This window comes from Leifsonia sp. PARNA 1/14 (genome assembly GCF_055720965.1).
On the sequence record NZ_JBVQSP010000006.1, the window covers coordinates 302,182 to 322,365 of the forward strand.

At 70.7% G+C, this 20,184-nt stretch carries 18 protein-coding genes; 9 read left to right on the plus strand and 9 right to left on the minus strand.

Features of this window, described 5'->3' with window-relative positions; translation table 11 throughout:
• Positions 1-12 precede the first annotated feature (12 nt).
• Positions 13-1,266: an SfnB family sulfur acquisition oxidoreductase gene (locus AC0HS0_RS17065; protein WP_472965332.1), complete on the minus strand. Its 1,254-nt coding sequence runs from the start codon at positions 1,264-1,266 to the stop codon at positions 13-15.
• 134 nt (positions 1,267-1,400) lie between these two features.
• Between AC0HS0_RS17065 and AC0HS0_RS17070 the strand changes: the two genes are divergently transcribed.
• Positions 1,401-2,282: a PhzF family phenazine biosynthesis protein gene (locus tag AC0HS0_RS17070; RefSeq protein WP_472965333.1), complete on the plus strand. Its 882-nt coding sequence runs from the start codon at positions 1,401-1,403 to the stop codon at positions 2,280-2,282.
• Positions 2,283-2,382: 100 nt separating this feature from the next.
• Here the strand turns inward: AC0HS0_RS17070 and AC0HS0_RS17075 are convergent, their stop codons facing one another.
• The 5 genes from AC0HS0_RS17075 to AC0HS0_RS17095 form a co-directional block, all read right to left on the minus strand.
• Positions 2,383-3,051 carry a phosphatase PAP2 family protein gene (locus AC0HS0_RS17075; RefSeq protein ID WP_472965334.1) on the minus strand — a complete coding sequence of 223 codons (669 nt, stop codon included), beginning with the start codon at positions 3,049-3,051 and terminating at the stop codon, positions 2,383-2,385.
• A gap of 119 nt (positions 3,052-3,170) precedes the next feature.
• Entirely contained in the window at positions 3,171-3,647 is a 477-nt protein-coding gene (locus AC0HS0_RS17080; RefSeq protein ID WP_472965335.1) for a hypothetical protein, read from the minus strand.
• 96 nt (positions 3,648-3,743) lie between these two features.
• A complete protein-coding gene (locus tag AC0HS0_RS17085) occupies positions 3,744-4,211 on the minus strand; it encodes a hypothetical protein (protein WP_472965336.1) in 468 nt (155 codons plus the stop codon).
• A gap of 373 nt (positions 4,212-4,584) precedes the next feature.
• Positions 4,585-5,562 (minus strand): zinc-binding dehydrogenase, encoded by a 978-nt coding sequence (locus AC0HS0_RS17090; RefSeq protein WP_472965337.1) that lies wholly within the window; start codon positions 5,560-5,562, stop codon positions 4,585-4,587.
• Positions 5,563-5,572: 10 nt separating this feature from the next.
• Positions 5,573-5,962: a MarR family winged helix-turn-helix transcriptional regulator gene (locus AC0HS0_RS17095; RefSeq protein ID WP_472965338.1), complete on the minus strand. Its 390-nt coding sequence runs from the start codon at positions 5,960-5,962 to the stop codon at positions 5,573-5,575.
• Between the two features lie 88 nt (positions 5,963-6,050).
• Here AC0HS0_RS17095 and AC0HS0_RS17100 point away from each other — a divergent pair, with 88 nt between their 5' ends.
• Complete coding sequence (locus AC0HS0_RS17100; RefSeq protein ID WP_472965339.1) at positions 6,051-7,526, plus strand: MFS transporter; 1,476 nt, start codon at positions 6,051-6,053, stop codon at positions 7,524-7,526.
• A 126-nt stretch (positions 7,527-7,652) separates the two neighbouring features.
• Here the strand turns inward: AC0HS0_RS17100 and AC0HS0_RS17105 are convergent, their stop codons facing one another.
• A complete protein-coding gene (locus tag AC0HS0_RS17105) occupies positions 7,653-9,044 on the minus strand; it encodes an APC family permease (protein WP_472965340.1) in 1,392 nt (463 codons plus the stop codon).
• 46 nt (positions 9,045-9,090) lie between these two features.
• On the minus strand, positions 9,091-10,791 hold the full coding sequence (locus AC0HS0_RS17110; protein WP_472965341.1) for an amidohydrolase: 1,701 nt from the start codon (positions 10,789-10,791) through the stop codon (positions 9,091-9,093).
• Between the two features lie 111 nt (positions 10,792-10,902).
• On the opposite strand from AC0HS0_RS17110, the gene AC0HS0_RS17115 reads away from it, so the two are divergent.
• Both AC0HS0_RS17115 and AC0HS0_RS17120 read left to right on the plus strand, forming a co-directional pair.
• Entirely contained in the window at positions 10,903-11,505 is a 603-nt protein-coding gene (locus AC0HS0_RS17115) for a TetR/AcrR family transcriptional regulator (protein WP_472965342.1), read from the plus strand.
• A 94-nt stretch (positions 11,506-11,599) separates the two neighbouring features.
• Positions 11,600-12,565: a Gfo/Idh/MocA family protein gene (locus AC0HS0_RS17120; protein ID WP_472965343.1), complete on the plus strand. Its 966-nt coding sequence runs from the start codon at positions 11,600-11,602 to the stop codon at positions 12,563-12,565.
• Between the two features lie 137 nt (positions 12,566-12,702).
• Here the strand turns inward: AC0HS0_RS17120 and AC0HS0_RS17125 are convergent, their stop codons facing one another.
• Complete coding sequence (locus AC0HS0_RS17125; protein WP_472965344.1) at positions 12,703-13,701, minus strand: LacI family DNA-binding transcriptional regulator; 999 nt, start codon at positions 13,699-13,701, stop codon at positions 12,703-12,705.
• A 237-nt stretch (positions 13,702-13,938) separates the two neighbouring features.
• Here AC0HS0_RS17125 and AC0HS0_RS17130 point away from each other — a divergent pair, with 237 nt between their 5' ends.
• From AC0HS0_RS17130 to AC0HS0_RS17150, 5 genes are all read left to right on the plus strand, one after another.
• On the plus strand, positions 13,939-15,225 hold the full coding sequence (locus AC0HS0_RS17130) for an ABC transporter substrate-binding protein (protein ID WP_472965345.1): 1,287 nt from the start codon (positions 13,939-13,941) through the stop codon (positions 15,223-15,225).
• A gap of 11 nt (positions 15,226-15,236) precedes the next feature.
• Entirely contained in the window at positions 15,237-16,340 is a 1,104-nt protein-coding gene (locus AC0HS0_RS17135) for a carbohydrate ABC transporter permease (protein WP_472965346.1), read from the plus strand.
• Positions 16,340-17,221, plus strand: a complete 882-nt coding sequence (locus AC0HS0_RS17140; RefSeq protein ID WP_472965347.1) for a carbohydrate ABC transporter permease — start codon at positions 16,340-16,342, stop codon at positions 17,219-17,221. Before AC0HS0_RS17135 ends, AC0HS0_RS17140 begins: the two co-directional genes overlap by 1 nt.
• A gap of 45 nt (positions 17,222-17,266) precedes the next feature.
• Entirely contained in the window at positions 17,267-19,585 is a 2,319-nt protein-coding gene (locus AC0HS0_RS17145; protein WP_472965348.1) for a beta-xylosidase/alpha-l-arabinosidase, read from the plus strand.
• A 126-nt stretch (positions 19,586-19,711) separates the two neighbouring features.
• Entirely contained in the window at positions 19,712-20,149 is a 438-nt protein-coding gene (locus AC0HS0_RS17150; RefSeq protein ID WP_472965349.1) for a VOC family protein, read from the plus strand.
• The last annotated feature ends 35 nt before the right edge of the window (positions 20,150-20,184 follow it).

Below are 20,184 nucleotides of genomic sequence, written 5' to 3' on the forward strand. Positions count from 1 at the left end.
CGTCGCCGCCGCTCAGATCCAGGAGTGCCGCGCGGGCAGCGTGCCGTTGAGCGCGTAGTCGCCGATGATGACCGGCTTCCAGCGCACCGGATCGTGCAGGGTGTGCACGCGCGCGTTGCGCCAGTAGCGGTCGAGCGCCTTGGCGCCGAGGGCCGAGCGGGTGCCGCCGAGCTCCAGCAGGCGGCTGGAGGCCTCCAGCGACAGCTCGGTGGTGAGCACCTTGGCGCGGGCGACGGCGATGGAGGCCGCAGCCACACGGTGCTCATCGGAGGCACCGGTTGCGTCCGCCGCCGGCTTGGCCGCGTCGATGGCCTCCCCCGCCTTCTCGGTGAGCGCTTCGGCGGCGGCCAGGTCGATGTCGAGGCGGCCGAGGCGCTCGAGGGTGAGCGGGTCCTTCGCGGCGGAGTCGACGCCGCTGTCGATCCATGGTCGCGCAGCCCGCACCGCGTCGTGGGTCTCACGGATGGCGCCCCGCGCGATCCCGAGGTCGATCGCAGCCGTGGTCAGCTGGGCGAACGGCCCGGCGATGGTCGGATTCTCGTACTCGGTGTGCATCGGGAAGACGCGCTCGGCCGGCACGCGGAGGCCCTCCAGGACGACCGATCCGCTGGAGGTCGCCCGCTGCCCGAACGCCGACCAGTCGTCGACGACGGTGAGCCCTTCGGCGTCGCGCTCGGCGAAGACGAGTTGCTCGAGGCCGTCCTCGTCGACGGCGAGCACCGGGATCCAGTGCGCGTACGCCGAACCGGTCGAGTAGAACTTTCGTCCGGTGACGACGACCTCGTCGCCGTCGCGGACGAGCTTGGTCTGGATCTCGGCCACGTTCTTGCCTCCGGCTTCCGAGAAGGCGTTCGCGAACCGGGCGCCCGACAGCACGAGACCGAAGAAGAAGGCCTTCTGCTCTGGCGTGCCGGAGAGGCGGATGTCCTCCACCAGGCAGAAGTGGTTCTGCGGGATCTGCCCGAGCGACGGCTCGACCGCCGAGACCGTGGCGATGACGTCGGCGAGGGTGGCATGCGAGACTTCGGCGCCGCCGTACTCCCGCGGGATGGTGATCGCCCACAGCCCGGTCGCGCTGAACGCGTCGACCACCTCGATCGGGATGCACCGCTCGGCGTCGATCTGCGCTGCGTACGGCCGCACGGTCTCGGCGAAATCGCGGGCGGCTGCGCGGGCCTCCGCATCGGAGGCGATGACGCGGGCGGGCCCGAGCGGGGTCGCGCCCGGGTGGTCGGTCGCGGGGCTGACGGCGGTGTCGCTGGGCATGTTGCTCCCTCGGGAGGGTCTGGGGACGGGTTGCGTTGCGCAGAACGCTATCGCCCGGCATCGGTGGACCGTGGCGCGGTCGCAATGCGCCGTAACGTGAGCCGGGCGCCGGTCTGGTGCGGCACTATGGGCGCATGGACGTGCCGTTCTTCTGGATCGATGTGTTCGCCGAGCACTCGTTGGAGGGCAACCCGCTCTCCCTGGTGCCCGATGCCGACGGGCTGACTGAGCCGCAGCTGCGCGCCATCGCGCGCGAGTTCAACCAGTCGGAGACGACGTTCCTGTGCGCCTCGACCGCGGCCGGCGCTGACGTGCGCCTCCGCTCGTTCACGCCGGCGGGGGTGGAGGTCGGCGGAGCGGGTCACAACGCGATGGGCGCGTGGATCTGGCTGGCCGGGTCCGGGCGGCTCGAGCAGGGGCGCGATCGGTTCGTGCAGCAGATCGGGGACGAACTGCTGGAGGTCCTGGTCGCGCACGCGGAGAGTGGTCGCCCGGTGGTGTCGATGCGGCAGTCTCCTCCGGTGTTCCCCGGGACGCCTCCCGTCGACATCGGACGGCTGGCGGCGGCACTCGGCCTGGCCGCCGTCGACGTGATCGCAGCCCCCGGCCCCGAGGTCGGCTCGACCGGCGCGGGCCACCTCCTCGTGCGGGTGGCGGGGGCCGCGGCGGTGGAGGCGGCCCGCCCCGACAGCGCCGCGCTCGCAGCCGTGCTCGCCGAGGCCGGCGGCGAGGGCTGCTACGTCTACACCCTCGACGCAGGCGATGGCCTCCACGCCTCGGCGCGGTTCTTCAACCCGACGGTCGGGATCGCGGAGGACCCGGCGACGGGAACGGCGGCAGGACCCCTGGCCGCTCTCCTGGTGCGCGACGGGGTCGCCGCGGCGGGCGAGCCTGTGCGCATCGAGCAGGGCCGCGCGCTCGGGAGGCCGAGCCTGCTGACCGTCACCGTCGAAGGCGCGCGGGTGACACTGACCGGCTCCGGCGTGATCGCGGCCGCCGGAACGCTGCACCTCTGAGCGTGGCCGCCGCGGTTCGTCACGAATCTCGAGATTCGTGGCACGAATCTGCACATTCGTCACGAATGTGCGGCAGCTGAACCGTTCGCTGACGGGGTGGCTACGCCGCGACGCGGCGGCCGCGGCCGGCGAACACCCGCGACGCGACCAGGTTCCAGAGCCCCGCGAACAGCAGCACGCCGGCGACCCCGTTGAGCACACCGCCCACGACGTCCGACCCGTAGTGCACGCCGACGTACAGTCGCGACCACATCACGAGGAGGACGAAGAGCACGCCGACCACGAGGACGATGGTGCGCGACAGAGTCCCTCGGCACACCATCGCGAGTGCCGTCACCAGCGCCGTCGCGAAGACGACGTGACCGCTCGGATAACTGAGTGTCGCCGGGTTCACGTGCAGCAGGTGGGTCAGCCCCGCAGTGGTCGGACGCGGCTCGGCGACGACGGTCTTGACCACGAGGGTCGTGATCCAGCCGAGACCGGTGACGATGACGGCGCCGAGGGCCAGCCTCCAGCCCGTCACGAAGAGCAGGACGATGAAGACGATCACCAGGATGACGGCGACGACCGTCACCTGGTCGAGCCTGTCGAGCACCAGGGCGAGGCTGTCGAGCAGCGGCGAGTTCACGCGGTTGATGGAGGCGTCGAGCGACTCGAAACGCAACGCGACGACCCACTTGGCCGCGAAGCCGAGCGCGAAGGTCAGGGCGAACAGGACCACGGTCCAGACGATCCAATGACGGGGGATGCGGAGCTGGGCTGGCTTCACGGGCGGAGTCTCCTCTCGGGCGGAACTGCCAGTCAAACACTGTACGGCTCAGCAACTTCTAAGAGGAGGAGGCCAACCTGAGCGTTCCCGCAGCCGGCGTCAGTCGAGGGGCCCGGGCTTCACGCCACGTTGGCGGGCCTCGTGTTGACGACCTCCACGTGCGAGTCGATGAACGAGTGGACGCTCTCGTGGATGTGGTACTGCGTGTGCGACAGGCGCGCGTCGCGCGAGTGCAGCGCGTTGCGGGCGGCCGACCGGCGCGAGCGGATGCCGAACAGCGAGACGGCGGCGCAGATGACGACGGTCAGCGCGACGGCCACCGCGGCTGCTCCGGCGAGCAGCAGCCAGCCGCTCGTGAGCCCGGCGTTGAGGGCGACGTCGAAGCCCGCGCCCGTCAGAACCAGCAGAACGACCGAGACGACGAGGGTGCGCCGCGCGAGCGTCAGCGCCGGGATCGCGAGCAGCGCGGCGGCCTCGGCGATCTCGCGCTCCTGCTGGCGGCGGCGCTCCTTGGCCCAGTGGAGGTCGCGCTCGTGGCGGCGGGCGAGGCGTTGTGCCTCGTCGTGGGCGCGGTCGTAGGCAGACAGAGTGTTCACAGACGTGTCCTTCGGGTAGACGTGACTGTCGTCGGGTAGGTGGTGCGGGTGTGCGCGTGGAACTGCGAGGGCGCCCGTCGGGTGGGGCCTCGCGCGTCAGTTGACGGGGGTCGAGACCACCGAGGGGGAGGCCGGCGCGGCGGGCGCGGAGAGCGGCGCGACCGAGGCGAGCGTCGGGGCCGGCCCGAACGCGGGAGCGGTCACGGCGGACGACGTGGGCACGGGCGGCGGGGTGAGCGCGACGACCGGGGCGAGCGTCGGCGAGGCCGGGGCCGAGGTCGGGCTCGACGGGGCCGGAGTGCTCTCCGCGGCGCGACGTCCGCTCGGGGACGGCAGGGAGTCGGGCGTACGCAGGCCGATGTCGGCGAGGGTGCTCTCCGTCCAGCCGGCGCGGGTCGCGCTCTGCCAGCCCGACACGTAGTCGGCGATGGCGGCATCCAGGTCGTTGAGTCGCTTGGCGAGGTCGCGCACGGCGTCGAGCCGGGCGGTGATCTCGGATTCGAGGAGCACGTGCGCGCGCTCCGCTGCCGTCTCGGGATCGACGGCGCCGTAGGGCTGGGTCATGGTACGTCCTTCCGCTTGCGTCGGGTCGGTGCAAAAGGTTGTAGCTGGTCGACGCTGCGATGCGTCAGTGAGGAGCATAGCTAGAAAGACCGGTCTGTGGGTTGTTTGGAGGACACGATCCTGTCCCCCAATTCAGGCGACACGGCGAGCAGGACAGCGGTGTTCCGGAGGCCGCGTGCGACACGCCGCGTGCTGGTCCGTATCTCCGGAGATTTCCTGCCTGACCAGCAACATCTCCGAACCTGCCGACGGCGCACGCGACCCTCGGGTCGATCCGGAACTCCGGAGAACCGGTCGGCGGCCGGCGGAATCTCCGGACGAACGGACATCCCCCCGGTGTGTCGCCGGAGGCCTCCGGAATAGCCGACGACCCCTACGGCCGCAGCAGCACCTTGCCCGTGCGACCCGAGCGGGCCGCGACTTCCACAGCCTCCCGCACCCGGTCGAACGCGAACACGTCCTCCACCGGGAGGGTGATCGCGCCGGTCGACGCCGCCCGGATCAGCTCGCCGAAGAGCTCGCCGCGCTTCGCCGGCGCCATCGCGGCGCTCACCTTGCTGCCCCAGAACCCCTTGACCGTCGCCTGCTTGAAGATCAGGTCGCCCGACGACAGCTGCATCCCGTCGCTGCCCATCGCGCCGAACGACACGAGGGTGCCGTTCTCGGCCAGCAGCGACAGGAGGTCGCCGCTGGACTCTCCGCCGACCGAGTCGACCGCGACCGCGATCGGTGCGCCGTCGGTGAGCGCGCGCACGCGGTCGCGCCAGTCGTCGTCACTCGTCGCCACCAGGTTCGGGATGCCCTGCGCGGTGAGCTCGTCGACGTCCCGCCCCCGGCGCACCAGGCCGATGACCTTCTCGCCGCGTTCCACCGCGAACTGGGCGACCAGCCGGCCGACCGCTCCGTTGGCGGCGTTCTGCAGCACGACCTCCCCCGGCTTCACCTCGAGGAAGTCGAGCAGGCTCAGCGCACTGAAGGGCATCGCGACCAGCTGGGAGGCCATCTCGTCGCTCAGCCCGTCCGGCACGGGGATGAGCGCGCCCGCCGGAGCGACGAACGCCTCCGCCCAGACGCCGAACGTGCCTCCGGTGACGACACGCTGGCCGACGGCGAGCCCTTCCACACCCTCACCGAGGGCGTCGACGATGCCGACCGCTTCGGTTCCGGCGCCTGCGGGCAGCGTCGGCTTGAAGCCGTACGTGCCGCGGATGGTCCACAGGTCGTGGTTGTGGATGGGTGAGAGCACGGTGCGCACTCGCACCTGTTTCGCTTCCGGTTCGGGGAGCGGCCGCTCCTCCACCTTCAAGACCCGGGCCGGGTCGCCGAACTCGTCCTGGACGATCGCGCGCATGGCCCTCAGCCTAGGCCGAGGGCGACCCCGCTGCGAGGGCCTTCTCGAGCATCCCCTCGTACGCGCGCTTGGCGTCGTCGTGCACGCGCGACCCTTCGGCCGTGATGCCCACGAAGAGCGCGCGACGGTCGTAGTCGCAGGTGTTGCGTTCGACGAGGCCGGCTTTGACCAGCCGGTCGACGATGCGGGAGAGCGCGCTCTGCGTCATCGGCGTCAGGTCGACGAGGTTGCGCATCGTGCAGGAGTCGTTCTGGTAGCCGGCGACCAGGTCGAGCACCTCGTACTCGCTCAAGCCGAGCTGATGCGCCTGCTGGAGGGTGCGCTCGAGCTCCGCCGCCGTGCTGAGGTAGAGGCCCTGCAGCTCTCGCCAGCGGGCCGAGACGTCGACCGGTTCGTTCACGGCTGCAATGATACGCGCGTTTAGATGCGAATTAGATGAATGTGCATACTTTGCTGACACAATCTATTCCGTGTCATAGACTTGCCCGGTGCTGAACTCCGATACCGCCTCCCGCCCCGCCGTCCGGCCGCCGGCGACGCCCGCCGGATCCACCCGCGTCACCTGGAGCCGCGCCCGCTGGCTCCTCCTCTTCGCCACCTGCATCGTGATCGCCCTCGACGGCCTCGACGTCTCCATGGTCGGCGTCGCCCTCCCCTCCATCGGCAAAGAGCTGAACCTCGAGCCGGGCGCCCTGCAGTGGATCGTGTCGGGCTATGTGCTCGGCTACGGCAGCCTCCTGCTGCTCGGCGGCCGTCTGGCCGACCTGCTCGGCCGCCGCACCGTGCTGCTGGTCGCCTTGAGCGTCTTCACCATCGCCTCCCTCGCCGGAGGCCTCTCAGCCGACGCCGGGCTGCTCATCGCCAGCCGCTTCGTCAAAGGCGTGGCCGCCGCCTTCACCGCACCCGCCGCGTTCTCGCTGATCACGACCAACTTCGAGGAGGGTCCGGAGCGCAACCGGGCGATCTCGATCTTCACGACGTTCGCCGCGAGCGGGTTCTCGCTCGGCCTGATCATGAGCGGGCTGATGACCTCCCTCAGCTGGCGGTGGACGTTCCTGTTCTCGGTGCCGCTCGCGGTGCTCGCCCTCGTGCTCGGCTTCTTCTTCGTGCCGAAGGACCGCCGCGAGCGCGGCAGCGGCCACGACATCCCCGGCGCGATCCTGCTCGCCGCCGGCATGCTGCTGCTGGTGTACACGGTCGTGTCCGCTCCCGGCGTCGGCTGGGGCTCGCTGCCGACGATCCTCGGCTTCGTCGTCGCGGCCGCGCTGCTCGCCGCGTTCGTCGTGCTGGAGCTGCGGGTGCGGCACCCGCTGATCCGGTTCGGGATCTTCCGGGTGGCCTCCGTACTGCGCGCGAACCTCACGGCGATCACGCTGTTCGGGTCGTACGTCTCGTTCCAGTTCGTGCTCACGCTGTACCTGCAGGACGTCCTCGGCTGGTCGCCGCTCGCCATGGCGCTCGCGCTCCTGCCGACCGGTCTGGTCGTGGTGCTCAGCGCACCCTTCACCGACCGCCTGATCGACCGCTTCGGATCGACCGTGCTGATCGTCATCGGGCTGGGTGCGCTCTCGGCCGGCTACCTGCTGTTCCTGCGGCTGGGCACCGCGCCGGTCTACTGGCTCGACGTGCTGCCTCCCGTCGTGCTGCTCGGCGTCGGCTTCGGGATCGGCTTCCCCGCCATCCAGGTGCAGGCGACGACCGGCGTGCACGACGACGAGCAGGGGCTGGCGGCCGGGCTCGTGCAGACCAGCTCGCAGGTCGGAGGTGCGCTCGCGCTGGCCGTCACGACCGCACTGATCGCGGGAGGCTCGTCAGGCGCGAGCAGTGGAGGTGCGGCCGGCCTCGCCGAGCAGCTCGCGCACTACCGGCCGGGACTGTACCTGAGCGCCGGCCTCGCGGTCGCCGGGCTCATCATCGCCGCGCTCCCGCGCCGCCGCAGCCGCGCTTTCGTCGTCGAGCCGTAACGCTCGCGCCTTCCTCCCGCGCGTTCCTCCCACGAGGGGCACGTCGTTGTCGCTTTCGGGCCTCCGAAGTGACAACGACGTGCCCCTCGGTGCTGGGCGGCACTGGGCGGCGCTGCTCGGCGCTGCTCAGCGCTGCTCGACGGGCCCGGCGAGCGCCGGCGGCGCGACGCGGAAGAACCGGGTGCGCCACAACAGATAGCCGAGCCCGAGCGCGACCCAGACCGCGCCGACGATCATCGCGCTCGGCTCCAGGCTGAACCACAGCGCGACGTTGATCACCACGCCGAGCGCCGGCAGCACCAGGAACCCGAGGGCCTTCCGCCACCCGCGCTCCTTCACGAAGCGCAGGTAGGTGAAGATCACCGACAGGTTCACGAAGATGAACGCCACGAACGCGCCGAAGTTGATCAGGGAGGCAGCGCGGCTCAGGTCGAGGAACACCGCCGAGCACGCGAGCGCCGCGATGAGCAGCACGTTCCCCGCCGGCACGCCCGCACGGTTCAGCCGCCCGAAGAACCGCCGCGGCAGCGCGCCGTCGCGGCCCATCGCGTAGAGGAGGCGCGCCGCACTCATCTGCTGGGTGATGCCGCAGCCCAGCACCGCCACCATGTAGCCACCGATGAACACGGCCTGGAAGGCGGCGCCGCCGATGTACTTGGCGATCTCCGGAGAGGCGCCCACGATGTTGCCGACCGCCGACACGTCCGGGAACAGCACCTGCATGACATAGGTGACGCTCACGAAGAACAGCCCCGCGACGCCGACGATGATGAGGATGGCGCGCGGGATGTCCCGGCGCGGGTGCTCGGCCTCCTCGGCGAGCGTGCTCACTGCGTCGAACCCGAGGAAGGACAGCGCGAGGATGGCCGCGCCCGCCGCGATCGCTCCGGCGTCGATCCCGGACGAGAAGAACGGCGTCAGCGAGAACGACGACCCGTTCGCGCCCTCCGCGATGTTCTTGATCGTGAACACGACGAAGGCGACGGCCACGACCACCTGGATGACCACCAGGATGACGTTGACCTTGGCCGCGATCCGCACACCGATGAGGTTGAGCACGGTGCAGACGACGATGGTGGACAGGATCCACACCCACGACGGCACCTCCGGGAACGCGGCCGTCATGTAGATCGCCGACAGCAGCGCGTTGATCATGGGCAGCAGGAGGTAGTCGAGAGTGGCCGCCCAGCCCACCAGGAAGCCCAGGTGCGGATTGATCGCCTCCCGCGTGTACGTGTAGGCGGACCCGGCGCGCGGGTAGAAGCGCACCATCTTCGCGTAGCTGAGCGCGGTGATCAGCACAGCGACGAGCACCAGCAGGTACGACAGCGGCACGTGCCCGTGCGTGATGTCGGCGACGATCCCGAAGGTGTCGAACACCGCCAGCGGAGCCATGTAGGCGAGCCCGAGGAAGACGATGTGGCGCAGGGTGAGGCTGCGGCGGAGGCCGGCGGCCTCCAGGTCGCCCGGCGTCTCGGCCGAACGTGCGGGGGCGATGGAGGGGTCGAGCTGGGACATTCGGGTGGATCCTTTCGCGACGGCGGGAGAGGACGGGAGTGCAGGTCTAGTGGGAGGCGGCGGAGCAGTGGGCGAGGGCGCCGTGCTGCTCGGGGAGGGGCGCGTCGCGGTCGGCGTCGTGCACGATCGCGCCGCCGACGACGGTGAGCGCGGCGTGCTGGTCGAGCAGTGCGGCCGGGTCGCCTTCGTGCTCGTAGAGGTCGGTCGACCAGGCGACGATGTCTGCGCGCGCGCCGACGCGCAGAACGCCCAGGTCCGCCTCCGCGTGCCAGGCCCACGCGCCCTCGCGGGTGTAGCCGCGGAGGGCGTCGTCGAGGCCGATGCGCTCGGCGGGCGTCCAGGCGTCGCGGCCGTCGAGGCCGGCACGGGTGAGCGCCGAGTAGAGCCCCACCAGCGGGTCCATCTCTCCGACCTGCCAGTCGCTCGACAGGGCGACGTGGGCTCCGGAGGCCATCAGCGACCGGATGCGCCAGGCGCGGTCCCAGCGCTGCTCGCCGATGTTGTCCATCCAGGTGCCGGCGACGAGGTCGGGCGAGCAGTGCCGCGGCTGCATCGCGGCGGTGATGCCGAGGGCGGCGAACCGTGGGAGGTCGTCGGGGTGCAGACACTCGACGTGCACGATCCCGTGCCGGCGGTCGCGCGTGCCGTTGGTTCGTCCCGCGGCCTCGATCGCGTCGAGGGCGAGGCGGATGCCGCCATCGCCCGTCGCGTGCGTGTGGGTCTGGAACCCGAGCCGGTCGAGCTCGGTGACGATGCGGGTCAGCTCGCCGACCGGCGCCGAGGGGTGGCCGCGGTGCCCCGGACGGTTCGCGTAGTCGTCGAGCATCCACGCGGTGTGCGGCTCGATCACGTCGTCGGCGTAGAGCTTGACCGGGCCGAAGCGCAGCAGGTCGCTCACGGTCGCGCCGTCGACGGCCTCCCGCAACTCGCGCCGGAACGCACCGTCGGCGTCGATCGGGTGGAACAGCGCCGCGATGACGCGCGACGACAGCAGCCCGGCCTCCCGCGCCCGGTCGAGGAGGCCGAGCTCCGCCAGAGGAACCTGCGGCTCGACGACGGTGGTGATCCCGCTCGCGGTGGCGAGCGCGAGGCTGCCGAGCAGCTTGCGGTAGCGGTGCTCTGGCGAGTACATCGGGATGTCGCGCTGCAGCCCGGCGAGCCCGGCCGTGGTCATCGCGCTGGTGTAGAAGTCGGTCACCCAGCCGGTCGGCTCTCCGCGCTCGTCGCGCTCGGGCCGGCCCCAGGGGATGTCGCCGCCCGCCGCGATGCCGAGGGCACGGAGGGCCGCGTCGTTGAGCCAGACCGAGTGCTGGTCGTAGGTGGTCACGAAGACCGGCCGGTCGGTGAGGCCGCCGAGGTCGGCGGCGTTCGGGCGCCGGCCGGGCACGACCGAGTAGACCGCGTTCTCCGCGCAGATCCAGTCGAGGTCGGGGCGGCGGTCGGCGAGGTCGCGGATGCGGCGGCGCACCTCGTCGAGCGTCTCGGCACCCTCCAGGCTCACCGCGTCGGGGTCGAAGCCGAGCAAGAGGTGGTTGTGGCTGTCGATGATGCCGGGCGTGACCAGCGCGCCGCCGAGATCGCGCGTCTCGCGGGCCGCCGGCGCATCGGCGGCCGGGCCGATGTAGCTGATCCGGCCGTCGGTCACGCCGACCGCCTCGGCCCACGGCAGGCCGTCGTCGAAGGTGCGGACGCGGGCTCCGGTGAGGAGGAGATCGGTGTTCTGCGGTGCGCTCACGGTGGTTCCCATCGGCGTGAAGGAATTCTTTGACACTTGCGTCAAAGAATTCCAGCAGTGTGACACGCTGCCGCGAGAAGTGTCAAGCGAACGGCGCCTCCGAGCGCCGGTAGGGTCGAGGGCATGGCACGACCCCGCAAGCAGGACGAGCGTCGCGCCGACCTCATCGAGGCGGCGCTGAGCGCCGTCGGCGAGCGCGGCCTCCGCTCGCTCTCGCTCGCCGATGTCGCGGCGAAGGCCGGACTCACCCGCGGCGCGATCCTCTACTACTACGACGACCTCGACCAGCTGCTGGTGGAGGCCCACCGCGCGGGGCTCGAACGCTTCTGCGACCATCGCGACACGGTCGTCGCCGGCATCGCCGAACCGCAGCTGCAGCTCGCGGCCGCGATCCGGGAGGGCCTCCCGAGCGGTCCGGACGACGCGCTCATGCGCCTGCTCTACGAGTTCGACGTGCTGGCGGGCACCTCCACGCTCCACGACGAACTGGTCGAGCGGATGTACCAGCGCCAGCTCGCGACGTACACCGGGATACTGGAGCGCGGCGTGGCTGCCGGCGTGTTCGCACCCGCACTGCCCCTCCCGACCCTGGCGATGAACCTGGTGGCGCTGGAGGACGCGTACGGACTGCACATCGTGGCGGGCAACTCGCTGATCACGGTCGCGAGCGCCGAAGCCGCGATGCGCGCGGCCGCCGACGGCCTCGGCGCGCCCACGACGCTCTGACTCGCACCGCCGAAGGGCACATGAACGCCCCTGAAACCGCGGAATAGGGGCGTTTGCGTGCCCCTCGGCGACCGAAACTGGGAGGATCGACCCCATGACGCGATGGGGAATCCTCGGCACGGGCGGGATCGCCGCGGCGATGACCGCCGACCTCCAGCTGCACGGCCACGCTGTCACGGCCGTCGGCTCGCGCACGGGCGAGTCGGCGGCGCGCTTCGCGGCGGCGCACGGCCTCCGGCGCTCGCACGGCAGCTACGAGGAGCTCGTCGCCGACCGGGAGGTGGACGTCGTCTACATCGCGACGCCGCATCCCCAGCACGCGCCGAACGCGCTCCTCGCCCTCGCCGCGGGCAAGCACGTGCTGGTCGAGAAGCCGTTCACCATGGACCGCGCCGAGGCCGAGCGCGTCGCGGAGGCCTCCCGCGCCTCCGGCCTCGTCGCCCTCGAGGCGATGTGGACGCGCTGGCTCCCGCACATCCGGCGGATGCACGAGATCATCGACGACGGCACCATCGGCGAGGTGCGAACCGTGATCGCGCAACACGCGCAGCGGGTCGATCCCGACCCGGCAGGGAGGATGCTCGACCCGGCCCTGGGCGGCGGCTCCTTGCTCGATCTCGGCATCTACCCGGTGTCGTTCGCGTGGGACGTCCTCGGCGAGCCGACGGCCGTCGAAGCCCTCTCGACGCCGACCGCGACGGGCGTCGACGCGCTGACCTCGATCCTGCTGGGCCACGCGGGAGGCGCGCAGTCGGTGCTCACCTGCGGCCTGGAGGCGCGCGGCAGCAACACCGCGCTCGTCGTCGGCACGGAGGGCCGCATCGAACTCGGCCCGTTCTACTTCACGCCCACCTGGCTGCGCGTCCTCGACGCCGACGATCGGGAGGTCGAGCGCTTCGAGGCGCGGATCACCGGGCGCGGCATGCAGTACGAGGCGGAGGCCATGGAGCGTCTCATCGCAGCCGGCGGCGGCGAGGACCCGCTCATGCCCCTGAGCCAGTCCGTCGCGATCATGGGCACCCTCGACACTGTGCGCGCCCGCATCCGCCTCACCTACTGACCGCGCCCCGCGCCCGCGCCCCGCGCCCCGCGCCCCGCGCCCGCGCCCCGCGGGCCTCCCGAGGGGCACGTTGTTGTCACTTTCGGGCGTCGAAAGTGACAATTACGTGCCCTTCGGCGAGCGCGCGAGCGCGGGCGTCAGCCCGGCGGGGCGGTGCTCGCGCGGCGGATGAGGCGGGTCGGCAGGCGCACGTGCGTCGGGTCGGGCGTCTCGCCCGACATCAGCGCCACGACCATCTCGGCCGCGGCGGCGCCCAGGCGTCCCATCGGCTGGCGGATGGTGGTGAGCGGCGTCGAGAACCGGGAGGCCTCCGGGATGTCGTCGAAGCCGACCACCGAGAGGTCGCGCGGCACCTCCAGCCCGAGCTCGTGCGCGACCTCGATGACGACGATGGCCGACAGGTCGTTGGCGGCGAAGATCGCGCTGGGCCGCTCCGGTGCGGCGAGGAGGCGCCGCGCGGCCTCCCGCGCGCTCTCCTGCTCGTAGTTGCCGACGCCGACGATCGCCGGGTCGAAGGCGATGCCGGCCTCGCTGAGCGCCCGCCGGTAGCCCGCGTCGCGCGCGGCCGACGACCGGAGGTCGGGGCGGCCGGCGACGAAGCCGATGCGGCGATGTCCGAGGCCGACCAGGAAGTCGACCGCGCTGCGCGCCCCTCCGAAGCTGTCCGACTCCACCGTGGGGAGGTCGGCTCGGCCGGTGTGCGGGTCGACCGCGACGATCGGAACGTCCGCGTTGGCGTTGACGACCGTCGGCGTCACCATGATGACGCCGTCGATCAGGGTGCCGCTCAGCCGGCTGAGGGAACGGCGCTCCCAGCCCTCCGGCGTGAGCTGCCGCGACCCGCTGTAGGCCAGGAGGTCGTAACGCGACTCCGCGAGCGCGGCTCCGACGCCCTTGAGCACCTCGGCGCTGAACGGCTCGAAGTCGGCGACCAGCACGCCGATCACGCCGGTCTGGCGGTTGCGCATGCTGCTCGCGACGAGGCTCGACTCGTAGCCGAGCTCCTCCACGATCTGGAGGACGCGCTCGGCCGTGTGGGAGGCCACACCGTAGCGGCCGTTGACCGCTTTCGACACCGTCGCAGCGGACACACCGGCTGCTTCCGCCACGTCGTTGATGGTTGGTCGTCGTCCCATGACCGTGCAGCATAGCAAGTTGGAAAAGGATTTCGAAAAGGATTTCGAAAACGTTTGACACTCCCAGGAGGGGTTGCGACACTGACACGGTCCGGTCAGCCTCCCGGACCCCGACGAGAACGTGCACCGGCGCAGGCGAGAGGCTTCGCAGGCCCGGTAACCCCCACACGGACTCCCGTCACCGGGCATCGACGAACACGTGGGTGCCGCTCAACGAAGAGAACAGGTTGGAATCACATGAAAGCCAAGAAGCTCCTCATCGGAGCAGCTGTCCTGGCCGCCGGCTCGCTCGCGCTCACCGCCTGCAGCGGCACCTCGGACAGCTCCAGCAACAGCAAAGTCACCATGTCGCTGTGGCAGAACTCGACGACCGGCCCCGGCCAGCAGTACTGGAAGGACGCGATCGCGGCCTTCGAGAAGGCCAACCCCAACGTCACCATCAAGATGCAGTCGATCCAGAACGAGGACCTCGACGGCAAGCTGCAGACGGCGCTCAACTCCGGCGACGCGCCCGACATCTTCCTGCAGCGCGGTGGCGGCAAGATGGCCGCCATGGTGCAGGCCGGCCAGCTGATGGACCTCACCGGCAAGGTGTCCTCCGACACCAAGAAGGTCATCTCCTCCGGCTCGTTCAAGGCCGAGACCTACCAGGACAAGGTGTGGGCGATGCCCCTCGCCGTCCTCCCGGGCGGACTGTTCTACAGCCAGGACCTCTTCAAGGCCGCCGGGATCACCGAAGCTCCCGCGACGATCGACGACCTCACCTCCGACGTCCAGAAGCTGAAGGCCACGGGCGTCGCCCCGATCGCCCTCGGCGCCAAGGACGCCTGGCCCGCCGCGCACTGGTTCTACTGGTTCGCACTCCGCGAGTGCTCCGGCGCCACGATGGAGAAGACGGCGGACTCGAAGTCGTTCAGCGATTCCTGCTGGACCAAGGCCGCCCAGGACCTCCAGGACTTCGCCGCGAAGAAGCCGTTCAACGACGGCTTCCTGACCACCTCCGCCCAGCAGGGCGCCGGCTCCTCCGCCGGTCTGGTGGCCAACCACAAGGCCGCGATGGAGCTCATGGGAGCCTGGGACCCGGGCGTGATCGCCTCCCTGACCCCCGACCAGAAGCCCCTGCCCGACCTCGGCTTCTACCCGTTCCCGGAGCTGTCCGGCGGCAAGGGTGAGCCCGGCTCGATCATGGGTGGCGTCGACGGCTACTCGTGCTCGGTGAAGGCGCCGAAGGAGTGCGCGGACTTCCTCAACTTCATCGCCACCACGCCGCAGCAGATCAACTACTACAAGGCCTTCAACTCGCCGCCGGTCAACACCGACGCGCAGAAGGAGGTCACCGAGCCCTACCTGAAGGACGTCCTCGCCGCCTACAACAAGGCTCCGTACGTCTCGCAGTGGCTCGACACCGTGCTCGGCCAAAACATCGGTAACGCCCTCAACGTCGCCGTGGTCGACATGCTCGCCGGCAAGACCGACGCCAAGGGCATGATCCAGGCCGCGAACGACGCCGCTAAGAAGGGCTGAGAGGCCGCACTGTGAGCAACACCCGCGAGTCAACCTCGACCGAGCACCTGTCGACGGCGGATCTCGCGCAGCACGACGGGAGCGGCGCAGCCGCGTCGCTCCCGTCGCCGCAGCGCCGCCGCCGCGGCGCGGGCTGGGGCCTCCGTGCCGAGATCCTCCTCCTGGCCGGCCCCGCCGTCATCGTCTTCCTGGCGTTCGTCATCTTCCCGGTCATCATGGCCGCGTATTACGGCTTCTTCCGCTGGGCCGGATACGGAACGCCCACCGACTTCGTCGGACTCCAGAACTACGCCGTCATCCTCACCGACCCCGCATTCCTGGCGGCCCTCGGGCACAACGCCTTCATCGTCGTGATGTCCATCGTCATCCAGGGCCCGGTCGCCATCCTCCTGGCACTGCTGCTGAACAGGAAGATGAAGGGTCAGTCGATCATCCGCGTGCTGATCTTCGTGCCCTACGTGATCTCGGAGGTCGTCGTCGGCACCGGCTGGAGCCTGATGCTCGCCACCAACGGCGCGCTCAACGGCTTCCTGCACAACGTCGGCCTCGGCTGGATGGCCCAGGACTGGCTGTCCAACTCGAGCATCGCCATCTGGACCCTGGTGGGCATCCTGACCTGGAAGTACGTCGGCTTCGCCGTCATCCTCTTCCTCGCCGGGCTGCAGGGGATCCCCGAGGAACTCTACGAGGCCGCCGCCCTCGACGGCGCGTCGTACTGGCAGATCCAGCGCAGGATCACCCTGCCGCTGCTCGCCCCGACGCTTCGCATCTGGGCGTTCCTCTCCGTCATCGGCGCGCTGCAGCTGTTCGACCTCGTGTACATCATCTGGGGTCAGTACGTGGCCTCCACCGCCGGCACCTCGACGATGGCGACCTACATGGTCGCCAACGGCCGCAACGCCGGCAACTACGGCTACGGCAACGCAGTCGCGGTCGTGATCTTCCTCATCTCCCTGGTCGTCGCGCTCATCTACCAGCGCTTCGTGCTCCGCCGCGACACTGCGGGCGCCCTCACGACGAAGAAGACAGGGCCGACCGCGAAGAACAGCGACCGCAAGGGCCGCCGCGCTGACTCCTCCAAAGACACTGGTGCCGCGAAAGAAAGGACAGCGTGATGACCACCCTCACCGCTCCCTCCACCACCCGGTCCCGCGCTGCGCGCCGCGCCGAGCGGAAGAGCCTCCCCTGGGGATCCCCCGCCGTCTACTTCATCGCGCTGATCGTGATCGCCCTGATGATCGTGCCGATCGCGTACATCATCATCGGAGGCTTCCGCACCAACTCGCAGATCACGGTCGACCCGGCCGGCTTCCCGAACCCGTGGAACCCGGCGAACTACCTCGACGTGCTCACCGGCGGCGTCTTCTGGGGCCAGGTGCTCAACTCGACGATCACGGCGCTCGTCACCACCATCGGTGCCGTCGCGCTGGGGTTGATGGCCAGCTACGTGCTCGCCCGATACACCTTCCGCGGCAGCGGCTTCCTCTACGCGCTGTTCGCCGCCGGCCTGATGTTCCCGATCACGGTGGCCATCACACCGCTGTACATCGTGGTGCGCAACCTCGGCCTGATGAACTCGCTCGCCGGCGTCATCATCCCGCAGATCGCGTTCGCCCTGCCGACGACCATCATCATCCTGGTGCCGTTCCTGCGGGCGATCCCCGACGAGATCCAGGAGGCCGCCTTCATCGACGGCTGCAGCCGCATCGGCTTCTTCTTCCGGATGGTGCTGCGGCTCTCGCTACCCGGCGTGATCACGGTCGGCATCCTGGCGTTCATCGCCAGCTGGAACAGCTACCTGCTCCCGCTGTTCATCCTGAACGACCAAGCCAGCTTCACCCTCCCGCTGGGCGTGCAGGCGTTCTCGTCGCAGTACGCGACGGACACGTCGAAGGTGCTCGCCTTCACGTCCCTCTCGATGATTCCCGCCCTGATCTTCTTCAGCCTGTTCGAGCGCCGCATCGTCGGCGGCCTGACCGGCGCGGTCAAGGGCTGAGCCCCTCCGGGCTCGACGCACACCCCACGTACGCAGGAAAGACCTATGACTACTGACAACCTCCCGGCCGCCTCCGATCGGGTCCGCCGCCTGCTGAGCGAGATGACGCTCGACGAGAAGCTCGCACAGATCGTCGGCTACTGGGTCGACAAGGGCGACGACAACGTCGCGCCGCTCGACGGCGAGATGACCACCGGTCAGAGCTACGACGACGCGACGAAGCAGGGCATCGGGCACCTCACCCGTGTCTACGGCACCCGTCCGGTCGACCCGGTGGAGCGCGCGAGCTGGCTGTGGTCGGAGCAGCGTCGCCTGCGCGAGGAGACCCGGCTCGGCATCCCCGCGCTCGTGCACGAGGAGTGCCTGACCGGTCTGGCCGCGTGGAAGGCCGCGACCTTCCCGACGCCGCTCGCGTGGGGCGCCGCGTTCGACCCCGCTCTGGTGCAGGAGGTGGGCGCCGCGATCGGCGCGTCGATGCGCGAGCTCGGCATCCACCAGGGCCTCGCACCGGTGCTCGACGTCATCCGCGACCCCCGCTGGGGCCGCGTCGACGAATGCATCGCCGAGGATCCGTATGTGGTCGGGACGATCGGCACCGCGTACGTGCGCGGCCTGCAGTCGTCCGGCGTGCACGCGACCCTCAAGCACTTCGTCGGCTACTCGGCGTCGCAGGCCGGCCGCAACCACGCGCCGGTGCACGCCGGCGTGCGGGAGGTGCGCGACGTGCTGCTGCCTCCGTTCGAGATGGCGATCCGCGACGGCGGCGTGCGCTCGGTGATGAACTCCTACGCCGAGATCGACGGCGTGCCCGTCGCCGCGAATCCCGAGTACCTCACCGGCGTGCTCCGCGACGAGTGGGGCTTCGACGGGACGGTCGTCGCCGACTACTTCTCCGTGGCCTTCCTGCACACCATGCATCGCATCGCGGCCGACCGCGGCGAGGCGGCCGAGCTGGCGCTGACGGCGGGCATCGACGTCGAGCTGCCCACTGGCGACGCCTTCCTCGCCCCGCTGGCCGAGCGCATCCGCGCCGGTCTCGCCGACGAGGCGCTGGTCGACCGGGCCGTGCTGCGGCTGCTCGCGCAGAAGGAGGAGCTGGGCCTCCTCGACGAGACGTTCGACACACCTCCCACCTCGGTCGAACTCGACTCGCCCGTTCACCGCGAGCTCGCCCTGCGGCTCGCCGAGGAGTCGCTCGTGCTGCTCACGAACGACGGCACGCTGCCGCTCGAGGGCGACCGCGCCGCCGCCCGGATCGCGGTCGTCGGGCCGAACGCCGACGCCGCCGAGGCTCTGATGGGCTGCTACTCGTTCGCCAACCACGTGCTCGCGCACCACCCCGAGGTGCCGCTCGGCTTCGAGCTGCCCTCGGTGCTGGAGGCGCTGCACGAGGAGTTCCCTGCCGCAGAGCTGGTGCACGCCCGCGGCTGCGACGTGGAGGGCGACGACCGCTCCGGCATCGTCACCGCGGTGAGCGCAGCGGCCGACGCCGACGTCGCGGTCGTCGTCGTGGGCGACCGGGCCGGCCTCTTCGGCCGCGGCACGGTCGGCGAGGGCAACGACGTCGAGAGCCTGGAGCTGCCCGGCGTGCAGCGGGAGCTGGTAGAGGCGGTCGTCCGCACCGGAACGCCGACGGTCGTGATCCTGCTCTCGGGCCGCCCCTACGCGATCGACTGGGCCGTGGAGGAGCCGGACGCCCCCGCCGCGGTGCTGCAGGCCTTCTTCCCCGGCGAAGAGGGTGGCCGCGCGATCGCCGCGGTGCTCTCCGGCCGCGTCGCGCCGTCGGGCCACCTCCCGGTCTCGCTGCCGCGGTCGGCCGGCGCGCAGCCGTTCTCGTACCTCCACCCGCTGCTCGGCGGCCCGTCGGACGTGACGAGTGCCGACAGCACGCCCGTCCTCCCGTTCGGGCACGGTCTGAGCTACACGACGTTCGAGCGCACCGGGCTGGAGGCCGACGCGACCGTCGCAGCCGGCGCCGCGTTCGAGGCGCGCGTGACGGTCCGCAACACCGGCGAGCGTGCGGGCACCGACCTCGTGCAGCTGTACGCGCGGGACGTGTTCGCGAGCGTGACGCGTCCGGTCGCCCAGCTGCTCGGCTACGCCCGCGTCACGCTGGAGCCCGGCGAGGAGGCCGTGGTCGCCTTCCGGGTGCCGACCGCGCGGCTGGCGTTCACCGGCCGTGACGGCGAGCGCATCGTGGAACCGGGCGACGTGGAGCTGTGGGTCGGACCGTCGTGCGCCGAGCGCGAGACGGCGGCAGCGATCGAGCTGACCGGCCCGACGCACGCGGTCACGCCGGCCGACGGCCGCCTGGTGGAGGTCTCGGTCGCGGCGGCCGCCCCCGTCGCCGCGCCGCTGGCCTGACGCTCTGCGCGACGCCCCGCGCCTTCTCCGCCCGCTGAAGGGCACGTAGACGCCCCTAAAACTCGGTTTTAGGGGCGTTTTGCGCGCCCCTCGATCGGAAGTAGGCTCGGCGCCGAGGGGGCTCCCATGTCGAATCTTGTAGTGCATTTCGAAATCCACGCCACCGAGCCGGAGCGCTCGATGGACTTCTACTCGCAGCTGCTCGGCTGGACCTTCACCCGGTTCGGTGACGCCCCGTACTGGGCGATCGACACCGGAGAGGGCGCCATCTCGATGGGCGCCCCCGGCACCGGCATCAACGGAGGCCTGACGCAGCGGATGGGGCCGCCTCCCGCTGCGGACGCCCCGATCTCCGGAGCGAACATCGTGGTCGGCATCGACGGCGACGTCGACGACCTCTACAGGCGCGGCCTCGAACTCGGCGGCAGCGAGGCGCTGCCGCCCGACGACATGCCGTCGATCGGCCGCGTCGCCTACCTGAAGGACCCGGACGGCAATGTCTTCGGGATGATCTCCCCGATCCTCTCCGACGGCACCGACGTCACCGCGTCCACGGCCGGCTGAGGCACGCCGCGGGTCTGTCGAGGGGCACGTCGTTG

Coding starts and splice junctions, on each gene's coding strand:
- AC0HS0_RS17065 (WP_472965332.1), bottom strand. CDS start 1,266: ATGCCCAGCGACACCGCCGTCAGCCCCGCGACCGACCACCCGGGCGCG.
- AC0HS0_RS17070 (WP_472965333.1), top strand. CDS start 1,401: ATGGACGTGCCGTTCTTCTGGATCGATGTGTTCGCCGAGCACTCGTTG.
- AC0HS0_RS17085 (WP_472965336.1), bottom strand. CDS start 4,211: ATGACCCAGCCCTACGGCGCCGTCGATCCCGAGACGGCAGCGGAGCGC.
- AC0HS0_RS17090 (WP_472965337.1), bottom strand. CDS start 5,562: ATGCGCGCGATCGTCCAGGACGAGTTCGGCGACCCGGCCCGGGTCTTG.
- AC0HS0_RS17105 (WP_472965340.1), bottom strand. CDS start 9,044: ATGTCCCAGCTCGACCCCTCCATCGCCCCCGCACGTTCGGCCGAGACG.
- AC0HS0_RS17110 (WP_472965341.1), bottom strand. CDS start 10,791: ATGGGAACCACCGTGAGCGCACCGCAGAACACCGATCTCCTCCTCACC.
- AC0HS0_RS17115 (WP_472965342.1), top strand. CDS start 10,903: ATGGCACGACCCCGCAAGCAGGACGAGCGTCGCGCCGACCTCATCGAG.
- AC0HS0_RS17120 (WP_472965343.1), top strand. CDS start 11,600: ATGACGCGATGGGGAATCCTCGGCACGGGCGGGATCGCCGCGGCGATG.
- AC0HS0_RS17125 (WP_472965344.1), bottom strand. CDS start 13,701: ATGGGACGACGACCAACCATCAACGACGTGGCGGAAGCAGCCGGTGTG.
- AC0HS0_RS17130 (WP_472965345.1), top strand. CDS start 13,939: ATGAAAGCCAAGAAGCTCCTCATCGGAGCAGCTGTCCTGGCCGCCGGC.
- AC0HS0_RS17140 (WP_472965347.1), top strand. CDS start 16,340: ATGACCACCCTCACCGCTCCCTCCACCACCCGGTCCCGCGCTGCGCGC.
- AC0HS0_RS17145 (WP_472965348.1), top strand. CDS start 17,267: ATGACTACTGACAACCTCCCGGCCGCCTCCGATCGGGTCCGCCGCCTG.
- AC0HS0_RS17150 (WP_472965349.1), top strand. CDS start 19,712: ATGTCGAATCTTGTAGTGCATTTCGAAATCCACGCCACCGAGCCGGAG.